Below are 18,028 nucleotides of genomic sequence, written 5' to 3'. Positions count from 1 at the left end.
GTGGACGCCCGCCCCGTCTGCCATGGATCCCCGAAGGGTATGGACCCCCGAAGGGTTACGGCAGAACCTTCTCGATCTTCACGCTGCCGGTCCCCGCGACCGACCCGGCCGCGTTGACCAGCTGGACGTCGCCGAAGAAGGAGCGGCCCTCGGGAGCCGCGCCGGCGACCACGACCTGGGCCGTGAGCTGGGCGGACTGGCCCGCGCCGAGCTTGACCGGGTCCGCGGTGGTCTTGATCTCGCCCAGGGAGGGCGCGAAGTAGACGTCGCGGTAGTCGTAGGCGGTGCTGCCCGCCGGGACGGAGTAGCCGCTGACCTCGACCGTGTACTCGCCGGCGGCGGGCTTGGCCAGGGTGACCAGCTCGTTCGAGCCGCCGCTGGTGGAGGAGCCGACGACCTTGCCGTCCTTGAGGACGGTCAGGTCCAGGTCGGCCTTGGGGTCGGCGGTGCCGCCGATCGCGGCCTCGAAGCGGGTGACGCCCTCGCCGAGGGTGACCGTGGTGGTCTGCTTCTCACCCTGCTTGATCACCGGACGGGTGATCTTCGAGGAGCCCAGCCGGCCGCCCTTGAGGGTGCCGTCCAGGGCCGCGAAGCCGTTGGTGGCCTTCCAGGAGACGGCGACCGGCGTGCCGACCTTGGCCTCGGGGACGGACTGGACCGCCGGCTCGAAGGTGGTGCCGAGCGCCGAGGCCGTCAGGGTGTAGGGGTTGTCCAGCAGCGGGGAGGTGCGGCGGGACTCGACCTCGATCTCCCAGACGCCGGGCAGCGGGTTTGCGTAGGTCCGCAGGTCCGGGCGGCAGGTGTTGGCCGGGTTCTTGTAGTTCGGGTAGCAGTTGACGGTGGAGGCGGGGTCGACCGGTACGCCGGAGGAGTCGATCGCGATGAACCGGGTCTGGCTGCCGGCGGCCAGCCCGCCCATCGCCACCTCAAGGGTCTTGGCGCCCTTGGGCACGGTCACGAAGTACGAGGTGGACGCGTTGCGCGTGGCGGTGGCCGTCTTCTTCACCACGTACGACGGCTGGGCGAGCGGCTCGGCGACCACGACGGTCGTCATGATCTGCTTGTCGACGCCCTCGGTGCGGTCGTCGTTCACATTGAGGATCGCGCTGTGGATGCCCGCGGTCTTCGCCTTGGCCCGGACCTTGACGGTGACCGGCTTGTTCAGCGGCAGCTTGACCTCGTCGTCGCCGACCAGCGAGAACGTGCCGTCGTTGGTCCGCCACTCCAGCTCGTGCCACACGGGCTTGTCCGGGCCGGAGGTACGGGTGACGGTGATGTCGTACGTACGGCTCTCGCCGGCCTTGAGGCCGCCCTCGCGGTCGTAGAGGCCGGTGCCGAAGCCGGGAGTCTTCAGCGCGCCGGAGAGCGTGGTGGAGACGGGGGCCTTGACCGTGTAGTCATGGGCGGTCGCGCCCTCGCGGATCGCCTCCCACGCCTCGACGATGTCGATGAGGCCGGAGCCCTGCTCATACGCCTGGGCGCCCTTGATCTTCTTCGCGGTGCTGGTGAGCGCCGTGCGCAGATCGGCCGGGGTGAGCTTGGTCTTCTTCTGCTTGGCGGCCGAGATCAGCAGCGCCGAGGCGCCCGCGGCCTGCGGGGAGGCCATCGAGGTGCCTTGGAGCATGCCGTAGCCGGGCGGCAGGTCGTAGCCGGACTCGGCGACGGGGGCGCCGGGCTCCCAGGTCGGGGTGGTGTTGATGGAGGCGCCCGGGGCGGTGATCGTCGGGGTGAAGCCGCCGTCCTCGCGCGGGCCGCGCGAGGAGAAGGGCATCATCGCGTACGGGGTCTTCACCTCGGAGCCGTAGTTGGCGGCCCAGGTCTCCTTGGAGACGGACGCGCCGACGCTGATGACCTTGTCGGCCAGGCCGGGGTCGCCGATGGTGTTGGCGCCGGGGCCGCTGTTGCCCGCGGAGATCACCAGCTGGACGCCGTAGGTGTCGATGAGCCGGGTGTAGAGCTCGGAGCGGGCGTTGTTGCCGTCGTTGAGCGCCGGCAGACCGCCGATCGACATGTTGACGATGTCCACGCCGCGGTTGACGACGAGGTCGATCATGCCCTCGGTGAGCGCCACGTTGGTGCAGCCGCCCGACCAGGTGCAGGCCCGGGAGGAGACGAGCTTGGCGCCGGGCGCCGCGCCGTTCATCTTCCCGCCGAAGAGGCCGTTGGCGGCGGTGATGCCCGCGACATGGGTGCCGTGCTCGGACTCGATGAGGCCGATGCTGACGAAGTCGGCCTTCTTGCCGGTCCAGTCGCCGCCCTTCGGGTCCATCGGCACGTCCTTGCGGATCTGCACGACGAAGGGGATGCGCTCGGCGATCGGGGTGGCCGGGTCGTCCTTGCCGAAGTACCCGACCTGGAAGCCGTCCTTGTACGGCTTCATCTCCTCGTCGTTCCCGAAGTTCCCGTCGTCGTCGAGGTCGACCCGGACGGTGCCCTTGGCCTTGTCGTAGAGGACCGCCCAGGAGTCGGTGGTGTCGCCGTCCCGGTTGAGGTCGCCCTTCATGTCGCCGCCGGCGGTGACGCTCTCCTTGAAGAGGGCCACCTGGTACGTGCCCGTGCCGGGCGCGGTGTAGGTGCGGCCGTTGAAGGAGAAGCTCGGGCCGGAGACGTCCTGGGTCATCGGCAGCCAGGTGCCGTCGGCGTCCGTCAGGGGGTCCGTCGAGGTGACCCAGTCGACGACCTTGCGCTCGCCGGTGGTGGTCCGCTGGAGCGCCGGGTGCCCGAGGTCGATGCCGGAGTCCAGGATGCCGATGGTCACGCCCCGGCCGTCGGCCTTGGGGTGGTCCTTGACGAAGTCGACGGCACCGGTCTCGAAGGCCGGCTGGTACGGGTTCTTCGCCGGGGTGTCCTTGCCGGGGGCCGGGTACTTCTTGTCCCTGGCGAGCTTCGGCGCCCCCTGCGCCGTGTTTCCGGCATCCCCGCGCGGGGTGGGGTCCGGGAGGGGGATCTCCTGCTTGAGGTCGATGCCGTGCACCGAGGCCAGCTTCTTGGCCTCGTCGATGGCGGCGTCGGCCTTGGTGGTGGGGACGGTCGCCCGGACGTAGCCGAGCTTGTCGTACGCCTGGCCCACCGAGGCGCCCTTGATCGCGTCCAGCTTCGCGGCGACCTGCCCGGTCTGGCCCGGCGCCGTGGCGATCATCATGGTGACGGTCTTGTCGCCCTCGGCCTTGGCCTTGGCGAGCAGGCCCGCGTCGTGCGAACCGAGCTTGTCCGAGGCGGACTTCGCCGGGCCCGGGGCCGGCTTCGGGTCGTCCGCGAAGGCGGGCGCGGCGCCCGCGGCGGTGAGGGCGGCCACGAGGGAGGCCGCGAGGGCTATTCGGGCCGCGCGTCTCGCGCCGCCCGGCGCGATCGGGGCGTCGGGGGTGGGGGTGGTCATGGGCATCCCTGGACTGGAAGTGATGAGGCGCCAGCAAAATGAGCGGAGAGTGCACAACGCTGGGCACCACGACGCGGCGTCCGAAAATCGGAACCGGATGAGCGATCACTTTTATGGAAGTGATGCGGGTTTGGGGAGAGTTGCCAGGGCAGGAATATAAAGATGGCGTAAACCCGCCACACGCCATGTGGGATGAAGCGGGACGGAGGGCCATGAAGCGGTCGGCGCCCTTCCCTCGGCTCAGCGCCTGTAGGACAAACGGACTAAAAGACTGCATCCAAGGGCGGCTCAAGGGTTCCCACGCGGGTGAACGCTGAGTGAGCGTCAGTACGCCAGGGGACGAGTGGTGTATGTCAGTTCGCAGTAGCCAAGATCCTTGCGATGTGACCGGCGGCGACCGTTGCGGCCCTGTTCACGCCCAGGTCATCCGGGCTGCCAACGATCCTTGACAACGGGGCCCGCCGCCCGCACGCCAGACCGCTCGCCTTCGCGTTCGCACCCGGGGAGACCGCCATGGACCGCAGATCCCGCAGAACCGCAGCGTCGCAGTTCGACCGCCGTGCCTTCCTGGCCGCCGCGGGCGCCGTCACCACGGCCGCCGGACTGGGGCTGGGGACGGGCGACAGCCACGCGGCCGCCGATCCCCCGCCCGAACCGGTCGCCCGGGCGACCGCGAGTGCGACCGCCCAGGCCGGCACCCCCACGGCGGAGCCCGCCGCCGCCCCCACCGGGGCCGGCACCACACTGGTCTCCGTCGCCGCGCCACGCGGCACCGGCGGCTACCGGCGCCTGGGCGACGGGCCCGGCTGGCCCCGGCAGGTGCGGGCCGAGCTGGCCGCCCCCCAGGGCGGCCGCGAGGACCGGCGCACCACCCTCGCCTCCTTCGTGCAGTTCACCGACCTGCACTTGACGGACGTACAGCACCCGCTGCGCTACGAGTTCTTCCGCTCCGGCGAGCCCGGTGCCTGGCGTCCGCACGAGGCGCTCACCCTGCCCGGCGTGGTCTCCCTCGTCGAGCGGGTCAACAAGGTGCGCCGGGGCCCGGTGACCGGTACCCCGTTCGCGTTCGTGATCACCACGGGGGACAACGGGGACGAGAACGCCAGGATCGAGGTGGAGTGGTTCCTCACGGCCCTCAGCGGCGGCCGGCTGGACCCCAACACCGGCGACCCCCGGCACTACGAGGGCGTCCAGAACAGCGGCCTCAAGCTCTACTGGCATCCCGAGGGCGACCTGCGCGACCAGGACAAACAGGCCGGCTACCCGAGGATCGACGGCTACTTCGACGCCGTCACCCGACGGGTCACGAGTCCCGGGCTGAACGTCCCCTGGTACTCCACCTTCGGCAATCACGACCTGCTCTCCGGCGGCTGCTACCCGGCGACGGGCTCCTTCATCGCCGACGTCTGCGTCGGCGACCGCAAGCTCCAGTACATCCCGCCCGACGAGGCCAAATACCTGATGCAGGGCGAGGCGGGCGGCTCCGACCCCAAGGGCAAGCGCATAGAGGCCATGCTCAAGGCGCACCGGAAGGAGATGCGCAGGATCACCCCCGACCCGCGCCGGGCCCCGCTCACCCCCCGGCAGTACATCGCCGCGCACCTCGACCCCCAGCACGCCGGCCGGGGGCCCGTCGGCCACGGCTACACCAAGGCCAACCTCGACTCCGGCACCCTCTACTACACCTTCAAGATCTCCGAGAAGGTCATCGGCGTCAGCGTCGACTCCACCGACCCCGGCGGCCACTACCAGGGCTCCCTGAGCACCGAGCAACTGAACTGGCTGGACCGCACTCTGACGGAGCATCGGGACCAGTACGCGCTGATCTTCAGCCACCACCCGAGCTGGAGCATGACCAACACCGTCCCCGACCCCGCCCGGGCCCGCGACAAGCGGCACGGCGGCGACGAGATGATCGCCCTGCTCCAGCGCCACAACAATGTCCTGGCCTGGATCAACGGCCACAGCCACCGCAACCGCATCCGCCCCCGGGGCACCTTCTGGGAGATCGCGACGGCCTCCCACGTCGACTACCCCCAGCTCGCCCGCATCGTCGAGATCACCGACAACCACGACGGGACGATCTCCCTGTTCACCACGCTCATCGAGTCGGACGCCCCCTACCGCACCGACTTCCAGGACCTCTCGCAATCGGGCCTGGCCTCCCTCTACCGCGAGCTGGCCTTCAACGCCCCCGGCTCGGACACCTCCCTCGCCGGGGCGCCCACCGACCGCAACACCGAGCTGGTCCTATCCACCCGATGAGCCGCCGACCCGCCGACCCCGCGGTGACGCGCCGGCCACCGGCCCGGCACGTCACCGCGGCAGCACCACCACATACGCGGTGGGCCCGTGGTCGGCCGACGCCACCAGTGCGGTGCGCACGACCGCGGCCTGCTGCTCCAGCGCCGCGTCGTCGCGCAGCTTCCTCGGCGTCAGCCGGATCAGCGTGATGCCCAGCCGGTCCAGGTGCTCGCGCTTGCGGGACGGCTCCGACCACGGCACCTCGCCCTCCTGGCGCGGGGCCCGTACGTCGATCTCCAGCGCCACCCCGTGGTCCGGCCAGTAGGCGTCCACGCCCCCCAGGCACGGCCCGCCGGGCAGCCGCAGGTCGACGTTCCACAGCGGGGCCGGCAGCGCGTGCTCGCGCACCATCTCGTACAGCCTGCCCTCCGCGAACGACCGGCCCTCGGCCAGCAGCGCGTCGACGGCGTCCACCACGTGCGGCCGGCTCAGCAGCCGTGCCCGCGACAGCTCCCGGACGAGCACCGAGGGCTCGCAGTGCCCGCCGCGCACCGCCTCCGCCAGCAGCCGCCGGACGGCCTGCGGCTCGGTCAGCCGCGCCACGGTGTCGGCCACCGCCCGGGCGGCCGGGGCGACGGGCAGGCCCGTCAGCAGCTTCGGCCGGGGCACGGTGTGTGCCCGGACCAGCCGGACGAAGCCCGTCGCGCGCAGCCGGCGGGTGCGCGGCACGAGGACGTCGATGTGCTCCAGGGAGAGCAGCGAGGGCACGGAGGTGAAGCGGTGGAGCGCCAGCGCGGCCGGTCCGGTGATCATGGCCTGGCCGTAGGGGGCGGGCGCGGCGTCGCGGTCCGTGGCCGGGCCGGGCTGCCGGGGCACCCGGTCGCGCGGCACGGTGTACATCAGGGCGGCGTGCAGCCGCTCCTCGCTGGTGGCGGGGCCCGTGTGGAGCAGGAAGACCCCCGGCAGCAGCTGCTGCCAGGGGCCGCCGGGGCGGCACCGCTCGGCGGTGACGGACCCGGTGACGCCGTGCTCCCGCAGCTGACGTGTGCTCAGGACGCGGTGGCGGACGTCGGAGAGGTGGTGGAGGGGGCGGGGGGAGAGGGGGGTGTTGGGGTTCATGACCCGGCCATTCCCGCTCCCCGGCCGCCCCCTAACCGCTGTTACCGGCCCGTCGTCACTTCATGACAACGTGCCCGGCGGGCCGGTGGTGTTGGGTCGAAACTGCGTCGGATCAGGCCGTAACCGCGTTCGCGTCGCACTCCTGGGCGCGCAGGGCCCGCGCCAGGTCGTCCCGCGCCTCCAGCACCAGCCGCCGCAGCGCCGGGGCCGCGTCCGGGTGCGCCGCCAGCCAGGCGTCGGTGGCGGCCAGGGTCTCCGGGCGGTCCTGGAGCGCCGGGAACAGCCCGCGCACCACGGCCATGGCGATCTCGATGGACCGCTCCCGCCACACGCGCTCGATCACCTCGAAGTAGCGCGGCGCGAACGGCGCCAGCAGCTCCCGCTGCCCCGGCTGGTCGAAGCCCGAGATGGTGGCCTCGGCCAGGGCGTTGGAGAGCGTGTCGGATTCCACGACCGCCTGCCACGCCCCTTCCTTGACCTCCGCGGCCGGCCGGGAGGCCAGCGCCCGCACGTGGTGCCGCTTGCCGGAGGCGGTGTTGTCCCGGGCCAGCTCGGCCGCGAGCGCGGACTCGTCGGCCGCGCCCCGGGAGGTCAGCGCGGCCTGGAACGTCCAGCGCAGCTCCTGGTCGACGTCCAGCCCGTCGATCCGGGCGGTGCCGTCCAGCAGGCCGCGCAGCATCTCGATGTCGCCGTCCTCGGCCGCGTGGGTGGCGAAGAACCGCGCCCAGGCCAGCTGGTGGCCGCTGCCCGGCTCGGCCAGCCGCAGCTCGCGCAGCGCGCTGCCCGCGAGCTCCCGGCCGGCGCCCTCGCGCCGGGCCGGGACCGAGTAGTGGGTGAGCGCCCCGGTGGCCCAGGTCTGCACCATCTGGAGCACCCCGATCTCGGTCTCGGCGCCCGCGAAGCGCTGGACCAGCTCCAGGTAGTCACGGGCGGGCAGCAGCCCGTCGCGGGTGAGGTTCCACATCGCCGACCAGCACAGGGCCCGCGCCAGCGGGTCGGTGAGGTCGCCCAGGTGCTCGCGCAGGGTGGCCAGCGAGCCCTCGTCGAAGCGGATCTTGCAGTAGGTGAGGTCGTCGTCGTTGACGAGGATCAGCTCGGGCCGCTCGGCGCCCGTCAGCTCGGCCACGACCGTACGGGGGCCGGTGACGTCGGCCTCGGCGCGGGCGTAGCGCAGCAGCGGGCCGCCCGGCTCCTCGCGGCGGTAGAGGCCGACGGCGAGGCGGTGCGGGCGGAGCTCGGGGTGGGAGTCCTTGGCCTCCTGGAGGACCGCGAGCTCGGTGATCCGCCCGGTGGAGTCATAGGTGACCTGCGGGGTCAGCACGTTGACGCCGGCCGTCTCCAGCCAGGACCGCGACCAGGCGGCCATGTCCCGGCCCGAGGTCTCCTCCAGCACCTGGAGGAGGTCGGTCAGACGGGTGTTGCCGTAGGCGTGCCGCTTGAAGTAGCGCCGGGCGCCCTCCAGGAAGGCGTCGCGGCCCACGTAGGCGACGAGCTGCTTGAGGACCGAGGCGCCCTTGGCGTAGGTGATCCCGTCGAAGTTGAGCTTGGCGTCCTCCAGGTCGTGGATGTCCGCCGTGACCGGGTGGGTGGAGGGCAGCTGGTCGGCGCGGTAGGCCCAGGCCTTGCGCTGGTTGGCGAAGGACACCCAGCCGTTCTCGAAGCGGGTGGCCTCGACGAGCGAGAAGGAGCCCATGAAGTCGGCGAACGACTCCTTGAGCCACAGGTCGTCCCACCACTCCATGGTGACCAGGTCGCCGAACCACATGTGCGCCATCTCGTGGAGGATGACGTTCGCCCGGCGCTCGTAGGCCGACTGCGTCACCTTGCCCCGGAAGACGAACTCCTCCCGGAAGGTCACACAGCCTGGGTTCTCCATCGCGCCGATGTTGTACTCGGGGACGAACGCCTGGTCGTACTTCCCGAAGGGGTACGGGTAGTCGAAGTGGTCGTGGAAGAAGTCCAGGCCCTGCTTGGTGACGGTGAAGATCTCGTCGGGGTCGAAGTGCGGGGCGAGCCCCTTGCGGCACAGCGCGCCCAGCGGGATGTCGAGGACGGTCCCGTCGGCGAGGGTGCGGCTGTAGTGGTCGCGGACGACGTGGTACGGGCCGGCGACGACAGCAGTGATGTAGGTGGAGATCGGCTGCGTGGGGACGAACCGCCAGGTGGCCGAGGAGTCGTCCACGCGCTCGGCCTCGCCGTCCTGCGCGCCGTTGCTCAGCACGGTCCAGCCGGCGGGCGCGGTCACCGAGAAGGTGAAGGGTGCCTTGAGGTCGGGCTGCTCGAAGTTGGCGAAGACCCGGCGGGCGTCGGCGGGCTCGTACTGGGTGTAGAGGTAGACCTCGCCGTCCTCGGGGTCGACGAAGCGGTGCAGGCCCTCACCGGTCCGGCTGTACGCGCAGAGCGCGTCCACGACCAGCACGTTCTCCTCGGCCAGGTCCGTGAGCTCGACGCGGGCGCCGTCGAAGACCTCCTTGGGGTCCAGCTCCCGGCCGTTGAGGGTGACGGCGGTCACCGCGGGCGCGACCAGGTCCGCGAAGCTCGTGGCGCCAGGATCGGCGCAGCGGAAGCGGATGGTGGCGACGGAGCGGAAGGTCCGTGGCTCGCCGCCGCCCGGGCCGGTCGCGGAGCGCAGGTCCAGCGCCACGTCATAGGCGTCCACGGTCAGCAGCCGGGCGCGGACGCGGGCTTCCTCACGGGTCAGGTTCTCACCGGGCACGACGCGGCTCCCTCGGCTTTGTCTCGTCACTCGTCCCATTTATCGAACACCAGGAATCATGGCACGCGGCTCCTTGTTGAATCACTGACCAACCGGCTGCCGACCAACCGGCTTCAGAGGAGACCCGCGTGACTGTGGAGAGAGCGACCGCCGACTTCTGGTTCGACCCCATCTGCCCGTGGGCCTGGATGACCTCGCGATGGATGCTCGAGGTGGAGAAGGTCCGGCCCGTCGACGTGCGCTGGCACGTGATGAGCCTGGGCGTGCTCAACGAGGACAAGCTGGACGAGCTCCCGGAGGAGTACCGCGACGCGATGGCCCCCGGCGGCCGGGCCTGGGCGCCCGTGCGGGTGTGCGTCGCGGCCGAGCAGCAGTTCGGCGCCGAGGCCGTGGGCCGCCTCTACACCGCGCTGGGCACCCGCTTCCACAACCAGGACCAGCCGCGCACGCGCGAGACGATAGTGGCCGCCCTGGAGGACGCGGGCCTGCCCGCCACGCTCGCGGACGCGGCGGACACGGACGAGTACGACAAGCTGCTGCGCGCCTCCCACAAGGAGGGCATCGACAAGGTCGGCCAGGACGTCGGCACGCCGATCATCTCCGTGCCCGGCCCGGACGGCGCCGAGGTCGCCTTCTTCGGCCCGGTCGTCACGCCGGCCCCGAAGGGCGAGGCGGCGGCGAAGCTCTGGGACGGCACGCTCCTGGTGGCGTCGACGCCTGGCTTCTACGAGATCAAGCGGACCCGGACGGTGGGCCCGATCTTCGACTGACGACTGACGCGGCGGGCCGGGGCGGGGCCGGGGGGCTGATCAACGCGCACCCCGGCCCCGGCTCCATTAATGTCCCCCTATGGGCCAGACCGACCTCACCCGGCCCCTCGGCCGCACCGGCGGCTGGGCCGACCCCGAGCCCCCCTGCGGCAACGCCGCCCACGCCACGCTGCCCGTACGCCCCTACGACCTGCTCACCCTGCTGGCGTGCCACGCCCTCGCCGCCCTGTGGCGGCTGCTGGGCCTGCGCAACGCGGCGGGCATGCTGCGCCACTACCTCCGCGGCACCGGCGCCCCGCACCGCGTCGACGCCGAGCGGCTGCTCGCCCTGCCCGCCGTGCGGGCCGCGACGGAGGCCCAGCTGACGCGGTGGCGCGCCGAGGCCCTGAAGCGCTGGGCGAGGTCGGGGGACCGCGCCCCCGCCGCCTACCCGGCCGACAGCGGCTGGCGCGATGTACTGATCACCCGCGGCGTCAGCCCCGACTGGTGGCTGGCGCTGCGGTACGTGGAATTCCGGCTGACGGGCACGGTCCGGGTCGCCGTGGACGGCACCACCGTCGTGGACTACCGCTGCGCCGTGCACAAGGCGTGGAACTTCGATCGCGGGGGACGGGAGCTGGGCGTACCCTTCACTCCGTTCGCCCGGTTGCACGAGACGGGCCTGGCGAAGGAGTTCGCCGTGACCGGCGAGGCGTTCGGGCACCACGCCTGAACAATCGGTCCTGGACAATCGGTCCTGAACAATGGGCGAGGCCCCCGCGCGATGCGACCGCGCGGGGGCCTCCACCGTGCCTGCCGCGTGAAGGGTGAGAAGACGATCACGAGCAGGCGGCCTCAAGGGGCGGGGTTCAGGGCGCCAGGATGATGGAGCTGCCCTTCTCCTTCGCCGCGAGGTAGCGCGCGTTGACGTCCTGCCAGTTGACGACGGCCCACATGGCGTCGATGAAGTCCACCTTCTGGTTCTTGTACTGAAGGTAGAAGGCGTGCTCCCAGGCGTCGAAGACCAGGATCGGCACGGAGCCCTGGCCCACATTGCCCTGGTGGTCGTAGACCTGCTCGACGATCAGACGGCCGCTGATGGGCTCGTAGGCGAGCACGCCCCAGCCGGAGCCCTGCGTGGTGGCGGCGGCCTTGGTCAGCTGGGCCTTGAACTTGGCGAAGGAGCCGAAGGACTCGGCGATGGCGCCGGCGAGCTCGCCCACGCCGTCCTTGTCCAGCGGCTCGCCGCCGCCGTCGCCGGTCATGTTGGTCCAGTAGATGCTGTGGAGGATGTGGCCGGAGAGGTGGAAGGCCAGGTTCTTCTCAAGGCCGTTGATGGACCCCCACGCGTCCTTGTCACGGGCCTCGGCGAGCTGGTCGAGGGTGTCGTTCGCGCCCTTGACGTACGCCGCGTGGTGCTTGTCGTGATGCAGCTCAATGATCTCGGGGCTGATGACCGGGGCCAGCGCCGAGTAGTCATAAGGAAGTTCAGGAAGTGTGTAGATGGCCATGCCGAGCCCTCCGCGACTGCTTATTGCAATTTACTTGCAGGTAGACGCTACCAGTAAGTACCAGTCAGAAGTGGTAACGGGGGAGGGCTTCGGTCCAAAGACGGAGGCGGGGTAGGTCCTGAAGATCAGGACCTACCCCGCCTCGATGACAGGGGGACGGCGGCGCGTCAGCGCTTCGCGGCCACCGCCCGCTGCCGCAGGTATCCGACCAGCGCGAGCACGATCGTGAGACCGCCCGTGAAGTACAGCTGGATGCGGGTGTCCTCATCGCGGAGCATCAGGCCCAGCACGCAGAGGATGCCGAAGATGGCCGCCCAGGTGAGGTAGGGGAAGAGCCACATCTTCACGAGGAGCTGGTCCTTCGGGGTGCGCTTGCGGCCGCGCAGCTGGGAGACCGCGATGAAGCACCAGACCACCAGCGTGGCCGCGCCGACCATGTTGAGCAGCCACTTGAAGATGGTGTCCGGCCACCAGTAGCTCAGCAGCACGGCGACGTAGCCGAAGGCGGCGGAGGCGATGACCGCGTAGCGCGGCACCCCGCCGGTGACCTTGCCCAGCCGGCGGGGGCCCTGACCCCGGGAGACCAGCGAGAAGGCGATGCGCGAGGAGCCGTAGATGTTGGCGTTCATCGCCGAGAGCAGGGCGATGAACACGACCACGTTCATGATCTGACCGGCGCCGGGGATGTCCAGGTGGTTGAGGACGGCGACGTAGGGGCCGCTCTTGGCGACCGAGGGGTCGTTCCAGGGGATCAGGGTGACGACGACCAGCAGCGAGCCCACGTAGAACAGGGCGATGCGCCACATGGCCGTGCGGACCGCGCTCGCCACGCCCTTGCGCGGGTGCTCGGACTCGGCGGCGGCGATGGTCACCGTCTCCAGGCCGCCGTAGGCGAACACGGAGGCGAGCAGGCCGACGACGAGGCCGTTGCCGCCCATGGGGAAGAAGCCGCCCTGCCCGGTGAGGTTGGCCGTGCCGGGGGCGTGGGTGCCGGGGAGGACGCCCGCGATGGCGAGGATGCCCAGAACCAGGAAGACCGCGATCGCGGCCACCTTGAGGGTGGCGAACCAGAACTCGAACTCGCCGAAATTGCTCACCGCCGCGAGATTGCTGCCGGTGAAGACGACCATGAACAGGGCGACCCACATCCAGGAGGACGTACCGGGGAACCAGCTCGTCATGATGGCCGCCGCGCCGATGCCCTCGGCGGCGACGGCGACGCACAGCAGGGTCCAGAACACCCAGCCGGCGGTGAAGCCGGCCCAGGGGCCGATCATCCGCTCGGCGTGGACCGAGAAGCTGCCCGAGGCGGGGTTGGCCGCGGACATCTCACCGAGCATGCGCATCACGAGCATCACGAGAATGCCGGAGGCCGCATACGCGAGCACGATCGACGGTCCGGCCGCGGCGATGCCCGCACCGGACCCCACGAAGAGCCCGGCGCCGATGACGCCGCCGAGCGCGATCATCGACAGATGGCGCTGCTTGAGTCCGTGCGACAGCGAGGGGCCCGGTGGGGTGTCCGGGATCGCGTCGGCGGGGCCGGTCGCCGGCGGGGAGGGTATACCAGTCATGATCGTAAAAGCCCCGTTGGGTGTGAGCGGAAATTTGCCTCAGTGTGGAGGTCAGGTTGGCCGAGGACAACACCCTTCACACATCTGTCCGGTATTCAGACAGACATGTGACCTTCCGCGACTGACATTTCGGCAGAAACGAAATTGGTCAGCGGTCGGCGGTTGCCGAGGACCGCTGCCGGAGGTCGCGCAGCAGGGCCACCACGACCACCGCGGCCGTCGCTCCCGCCGACCACAGCAGCTGCGGACGGGCTGTGTCGTCGGTCAGCATCAGCACCAGCACGGCGGCCATCGCGGCCAGCGCGACCCAGGTCAGATAGGGGAAGCACCACATCCGCAGGGTCAGCCGCTCGGGCGTCTCGCGCTCGATCCGCCGACGCAGCCGCAACTGGGAAACGGCGATAAGGCCCCAGACGAAGAGCAGAACCGAGCCGACCGCGTTCAGCAGATACTGGAAGATCGAATCCGGCCACTTCAGATTGAGAATCACCGAGGCAAAGCCGAACGCGACCGAGGCGAGGACCGCCCGCCGGGGCACTCCGCCCGTCGAGACCTTCAGCAGCGCGCGGGGGGCCTCCTTCCGCTCGGCGAGCGAGAAGACCATCCGGGACGAGCCGTAGAGGTTGGCGTTCAGGGCGGACAGCAGCGCCACGAAGACCACGATGTTCATGATCTGACCGGCCGCCGGCACCCCGATGCGGTCCAGCACGGCCACGTAGGGGCTCTCCCCGGGCTTCAGCGACGACCAGGGCAGAAGGGTGACGATGACCAGCATCGAGCCCACATAGAAGAAGAGGATGCGCCACATCGCGCTGCGCACCGCCCGGCCCACCGCGCGCGCCGGGTCCTCCGACTCGGCGGCCGCGATCGTGAGGACCTCCATGCCGCCGAAGGCGAAGACGACGGCCAGCACACCGGAGATCACACCGCCCCAGCCGTGCGGCAGCAGCCCGCCCTGGCCGGTGAGGTTCGTCATGCCGACGGCGTCGGTGTCGGGAAGAACGCCGAAGATCGCAAGAAGGCCCAGGGCGAGGAAGAGCACGATCGCGCCGACCTTGAGGGCGGCGAACCAGAACTCGAACTCACCGAAGTTCTTCACGGCCGCGAGGTTGGCAGCAGTGAAGACGACCATGAACAGCAGCACCCAGCCCCACTGCGGCACCCCCGGTGCCCAGCCATGGGCGATCCGGGCGGCCGCCGAGGCCTCCACGGCGAGCACGACCACCAGCAGGAACCAGTAGAGCCAGCCCACCGAGAACCCGGCCCAGCGGCCCAGCGCCCGCTCCGCGTGCACCGAGAAGGCGCCCGAGGCGGGCATCGCCGCCGACAGCTCGCCCAGCATGCGCATGACCAGCATCGCAAGCCCGCCGGCCAGTAGATAGGACAGGATGATCCCGGGCCCGGCGACCGCGATCCCGGCGCCCGAACCCACGAAGAGCCCGGCGCCGATCACCCCGCCCAGCCCGAGCATCGTCAGATGGCGCTGCTTCAGACCCGCCGCAAGCGGTTCCTTCTCGCCGGCGAGTGGCTCGACGACGGGCGGTGCATCGTGCATGGAGCTCGTTCTTTCGGGTCTTGCGAAGTTGTGCGCATCTGCAAGAACGCAAATTCGCGCAAAGGGTAGGGACCAGAGTCTCCCGGGTGGGGGCCACTGGCCAAGCTCCACTCGCAGTCCGTGACGAGCATCACGTTTCCCGGTGAAACCTCCGCCAACAGTGCGTACTCCGCCCTCCGTGCGCTCGGAACCCGCCAAGACCGGGCGTCGGCCTTTGTCACCGCCGCCCGGTGCCCAGAGCCTTACGCTCGGCTAACGTCGGCGTGTCCCACTCGTCCCTCAACACTCGCGGAGTACCGATGGCCACCGTCGCCACCCTTCCCCGGACCGGTACGGTCCTCGCCGACCTGCTCCCCGCCTCGACGGCCGGCCGGGCCCGCGTCCGCGACGCCGCCCTGATCGTCGGCGGCGCCGCGCTGACCGGCCTCACCGCCCAGATCGCCGTGCCCGTCCCCGGCTCCCCGGTCCCGGTCAGCGGCCAGACCTTCGCCGCCCTGCTCGTGGGCACCGCGCTCGGCGCCCGCCGCGGCTTCCTCTCCCTCGCCCTGTACGCCGTGGCCGGCGTCGTGGGCATGCCGTGGTTCGCCGAGGCCCGCTCCGGCGCCGCCTTCCCGTCCTTCGGCTATGTGCTGGGCATGCTGCTCGCCGCGACCGTCGTGGGCGCCCTGGCCCGCCGCGGCGCCGACCGCTCCGTACTGCGCACCGCCGGCACCATGGCCCTGGGCTCCGCGATCATCTACGCGGTCGGCGTCCCCTACCTGGCGCTGGCCACCCACATGTCGTTCGCCCAGGCCGTCGCGGCGGGCCTGACGCCCTTCCTGATCGGTGACGTCCTCAAGGCCGCCCTGGCGATGGGCGCGCTCCCGGCGGCGTGGAAGCTGCTGGGCCGCCGCGGCTGAGTCCGCGCACGCGCCACGTATATATACGTACGGGCCGGGCCCGCACCCCGAGGAGGGGGTGCGGGCCCGGCCCGTATCCGTACCGCTTGTCCGTACCGCTGGATTACTCCGCGGCCCGGACGGCCTTGCGCCGCTTGTCCAGGACCAGGCCGATGGCCAGGACCAGGGCGCCCACGAGGGTGGAGAGCAGGACCTGCTCCCGGTTGTCGCCGCCGTCCACGACCATGTAGCCGAGCACGAAGACGATCATGCCGATGGTGGCCCAGGTCAGATACGGGAAGAGCCACATCCGGACGACGAGCTTCTCCGGCATCTCGCGCAGGATGACCCCGCGCATCTTCAGCTGCGTGATGCAGATGACCAGCCAGACGAAGAGCGCGACCGCGCCCGAGGAGTTCAGCAGGAACTTGAAGACGGTGTCGGGCCACATGTAGTTGAAGCCGACCGAGATGAAGCCGAAGACGACCGAGCCCAGGATCGCCGCCTGCGGGACGCCGCGGGGGTTGACCTTGGCGAAGGCCTTCGGGGCGTCGCCGCGCTGGCCGAGGGAGAAGGCCATGCGGGAGGCGGTGTAGAGGCCCGAGTTCAGGCAGGACAGCACGGCGGTCAGCACGATCACGTTCATGATCTGGCCGGCGTGCGGGATGCCGATCGAGTCGAGGGCCGCGACGTAGCTGCCCTTCTCGGCGATCTCCTTGGAGTCCCAGGGGAGCAGGGAGACCACGACGAGGATCGAGCCCAGGTAGAAGACGCCGATACGCCAGATCACGCTGTTGGTGGCCTTGGTCACCGCGCGCTGCGGGTCCTCGGACTCACCGGCGGCCAGGGTGACGATCTCGCTGCCCATGAAGGAGAAGACGACCATCAGCACACCGGTGAGGATCGCCCCGGGGCCGTGCGGCAGGAAACCGCCGTGCGAGGTGAGGAAGTCGAAGCCGTGGCCGGGGTTGTCGGAGCCGGGCAGCACGCCGAAGACGGCGAGCAGACCGATGACGACGAACGCGCCGATCGCCACGACCTTGATGCCGGCGAACCAGAACTCGAACTCGCCGTAGGAGCTGACCGAGGCCAGGTTGGTGGCCGTGAGGACCACCATCACTATCAGGGCCCAGCCCCACTGCGGCACGCCCGGCACCCAGCCGTGGAGGATCTTGGCGCCGGCGGTCGCCTCGACCGCGAGCACGACGACCCAGAAGAACCAGTACAGCCAGCCGATGGTGAAACCGGCCCAGCGGCCCAGTGCCTTGTCCGCGTAGGCGGAGAAGGAACCGGAGGTGGGGTTGGCGGCGGCCATCTCGCCGAGCATCCGCATCACGAAGACGACCATCGCGCCCACGAGGGCGTACGAGATCAGGATGCCGGGGCCGGCGGCGGCGATGCCGGACGCGGAACCCACGAAGAGGCCCGCTCCGATGACACCACCGATGGCGATCATGGACAGGTGGCGGTTCTTGAGTCCGGCCTTGAGGCCGTCCCCGCCCGACGCCGGGGCGTTACCGGGATCGCCGGTCGTCGACCCCTTCGTCATGGTCGGCGGTGTCGCGCTCATCTGCACGTTCCTTCGGGTCGTTCCTTTGGTTCTCGGGTTGCGAGCCACCGCATTAGAACTTTTTAAAGGCGTCTTTAGGAAGACCCGAATCCATTTCGTTGTGTTCACCCAGAGTCACCATGGGCGCCGCCGCCCCCTGCTGATCGATCCGCCTCCGCGTTCGTGCCACACTCGGACGCATGCGCGTGTACCTCGGTTCCGACCATGCCGGCTACGAACTCAAGAACCACCTCGTCGAGTGGCTCAAGGCCCACGGCCATGAGGCCGTCGACTGCGGTCCTCACATCTACGACGCCCAGGACGACTACCCGCCCTTCTGTCTCCGCGCGGCCGAGAGGACCGCCGCGGACGCCGACGCCCTCGGCATCGTGATCGGCGGTTCGGGCAACGGCGAGGCGATCGCCGCGAACAAGGTCCAGGGCGTCCGGGCAGCCCTGGCCTGGAGCGAGCAGACGGCCTCCCTCGGCCGCGAGCACAACAACGCCAACGTCATCAGCGTCGGCGCCCGCATGCACTCGCAGGAGGAGGCGACGAAGTTCGTCGAGATCTTCCTGGCCACGCCGTACTCCGGTGACGAGCGTCACACGCGCCGCATCGAGATGCTGAGCCGCTACGAGAGCACGGGCGAACTCCCGGCCATCCCGGCGCACCACCCGCAGCAGGACTGACGCGGCCGCCCCACTCACCTCCAGGGTTCCTCGACGCTTCGGGGCAATCGGGGGGGTGGTTGGGGCAG

Annotated in this window: 12 protein-coding genes; 5 read left to right on the top strand and 7 right to left on the bottom strand. The window is 70.5% G+C overall.

Translation table 11 applies throughout. The features are described 5' to 3' along the window. Positions 1-55: 55 nt before the first annotated feature. Positions 56-3,376 (bottom strand): S8 family serine peptidase, encoded by a 3,321-nt coding sequence (locus RM609_RS14695; protein WP_311611105.1) that lies wholly within the window; start codon positions 3,374-3,376, stop codon positions 56-58. 513 nt (positions 3,377-3,889) lie between these two features. Between RM609_RS14695 and RM609_RS14690 the strand changes: the two genes are divergently transcribed. After that, positions 3,890-5,641: a TIGR03767 family metallophosphoesterase gene (locus tag RM609_RS14690; protein ID WP_311611104.1), complete on the top strand. Its 1,752-nt coding sequence runs from the start codon at positions 3,890-3,892 to the stop codon at positions 5,639-5,641. Between the two features lie 51 nt (positions 5,642-5,692). Here the strand turns inward: RM609_RS14690 and RM609_RS14685 are convergent, their stop codons facing one another. After that, entirely contained in the window at positions 5,693-6,739 is a 1,047-nt protein-coding gene (locus RM609_RS14685) for a hypothetical protein (RefSeq protein ID WP_311611102.1), read from the bottom strand. Between the two features lie 112 nt (positions 6,740-6,851). Further along, a complete protein-coding gene (gene pepN, locus RM609_RS14680) occupies positions 6,852-9,455 on the bottom strand; it encodes an aminopeptidase N (protein WP_311611100.1) in 2,604 nt (867 codons plus the stop codon). 128 nt (positions 9,456-9,583) lie between these two features. On the opposite strand from pepN, the gene RM609_RS14675 reads away from it, so the two are divergent. Beyond that, a complete protein-coding gene (locus RM609_RS14675; RefSeq protein WP_311611099.1) occupies positions 9,584-10,225 on the top strand; it encodes a mycothiol-dependent nitroreductase Rv2466c family protein in 642 nt (213 codons plus the stop codon). Positions 10,226-10,304: 79 nt separating this feature from the next. Then, positions 10,305-10,937, top strand: coding sequence for a hypothetical protein (locus tag RM609_RS14670; RefSeq protein ID WP_311611097.1), 633 nt, complete (start codon positions 10,305-10,307; stop codon positions 10,935-10,937). A 136-nt stretch (positions 10,938-11,073) separates the two neighbouring features. On the opposite strand, the gene RM609_RS14665 is transcribed toward RM609_RS14670, so the two are convergent. The 3 genes from RM609_RS14665 to RM609_RS14655 all read right to left on the bottom strand — a co-directional run bounded on the left by RM609_RS14665 (position 11,074) and on the right by RM609_RS14655 (position 14,844). After that, entirely contained in the window at positions 11,074-11,715 is a 642-nt protein-coding gene (locus tag RM609_RS14665) for a superoxide dismutase (RefSeq protein WP_311611096.1), read from the bottom strand. Positions 11,716-11,882: 167 nt separating this feature from the next. Further along, on the bottom strand, positions 11,883-13,289 hold the full coding sequence (locus tag RM609_RS14660; protein WP_438828439.1) for an amino acid permease: 1,407 nt from the start codon (positions 13,287-13,289) through the stop codon (positions 11,883-11,885). A 148-nt stretch (positions 13,290-13,437) separates the two neighbouring features. After that, complete coding sequence (locus RM609_RS14655; RefSeq protein ID WP_311611095.1) at positions 13,438-14,844, bottom strand: amino acid permease; 1,407 nt, start codon at positions 14,842-14,844, stop codon at positions 13,438-13,440. 299 nt (positions 14,845-15,143) lie between these two features. Between RM609_RS14655 and RM609_RS14650 the strand changes: the two genes are divergently transcribed. Further along, a complete protein-coding gene (locus RM609_RS14650) occupies positions 15,144-15,743 on the top strand; it encodes a biotin transporter BioY (RefSeq protein ID WP_311611093.1) in 600 nt (199 codons plus the stop codon). Between the two features lie 103 nt (positions 15,744-15,846). Here RM609_RS14650 and RM609_RS14645 read toward each other — a convergent pair whose 3' ends face one another. Further along, positions 15,847-17,292: an amino acid permease gene (locus RM609_RS14645; RefSeq protein ID WP_438828438.1), complete on the bottom strand. Its 1,446-nt coding sequence runs from the start codon at positions 17,290-17,292 to the stop codon at positions 15,847-15,849. 179 nt (positions 17,293-17,471) lie between these two features. Between RM609_RS14645 and RM609_RS14640 the strand changes: the two genes are divergently transcribed. Next, positions 17,472-17,960 carry a ribose-5-phosphate isomerase gene (locus RM609_RS14640; protein WP_311611092.1) on the top strand — a complete coding sequence of 163 codons (489 nt, stop codon included), beginning with the start codon at positions 17,472-17,474 and terminating at the stop codon, positions 17,958-17,960. Positions 17,961-18,028 lie beyond the last annotated feature (68 nt).

It is taken from the genome of Streptomyces hesseae (genome assembly GCF_031845785.1).
Lineage (GTDB): Bacteria > Actinomycetota > Actinomycetes > Streptomycetales > Streptomycetaceae > Streptomyces > Streptomyces hesseae.
This window is presented reverse-complemented; position numbering and strand designations above follow the sequence as displayed.

Bases quoted from the DNA above. Each gene is read 5' to 3' on its own strand.
- RM609_RS14695 (WP_311611105.1), bottom strand. From the start codon at position 3,376: ATGACCACCCCCACCCCCGACGCCCCGATCGCGCCGGGCGGCGCGAGA.
- RM609_RS14690 (WP_311611104.1), top strand. From the start codon at position 3,890: ATGGACCGCAGATCCCGCAGAACCGCAGCGTCGCAGTTCGACCGCCGT.
- RM609_RS14685 (WP_311611102.1), bottom strand. From the start codon at position 6,739: ATGAACCCCAACACCCCCCTCTCCCCCCGCCCCCTCCACCACCTCTCC.
- RM609_RS14670 (WP_311611097.1), top strand. From the start codon at position 10,305: ATGGGCCAGACCGACCTCACCCGGCCCCTCGGCCGCACCGGCGGCTGG.
- RM609_RS14665 (WP_311611096.1), bottom strand. From the start codon at position 11,715: ATGGCCATCTACACACTTCCTGAACTTCCTTATGACTACTCGGCGCTG.
- RM609_RS14660 (WP_438828439.1), bottom strand. From the start codon at position 13,289: ATGACTGGTATACCCTCCCCGCCGGCGACCGGCCCCGCCGACGCGATC.
- RM609_RS14655 (WP_311611095.1), bottom strand. From the start codon at position 14,844: ATGCACGATGCACCGCCCGTCGTCGAGCCACTCGCCGGCGAGAAGGAA.
- RM609_RS14650 (WP_311611093.1), top strand. From the start codon at position 15,144: ATGGCCACCGTCGCCACCCTTCCCCGGACCGGTACGGTCCTCGCCGAC.
- RM609_RS14645 (WP_438828438.1), bottom strand. From the start codon at position 17,292: ATGAGCGCGACACCGCCGACCATGACGAAGGGGTCGACGACCGGCGAT.
- RM609_RS14640 (WP_311611092.1), top strand. From the start codon at position 17,472: ATGCGCGTGTACCTCGGTTCCGACCATGCCGGCTACGAACTCAAGAAC.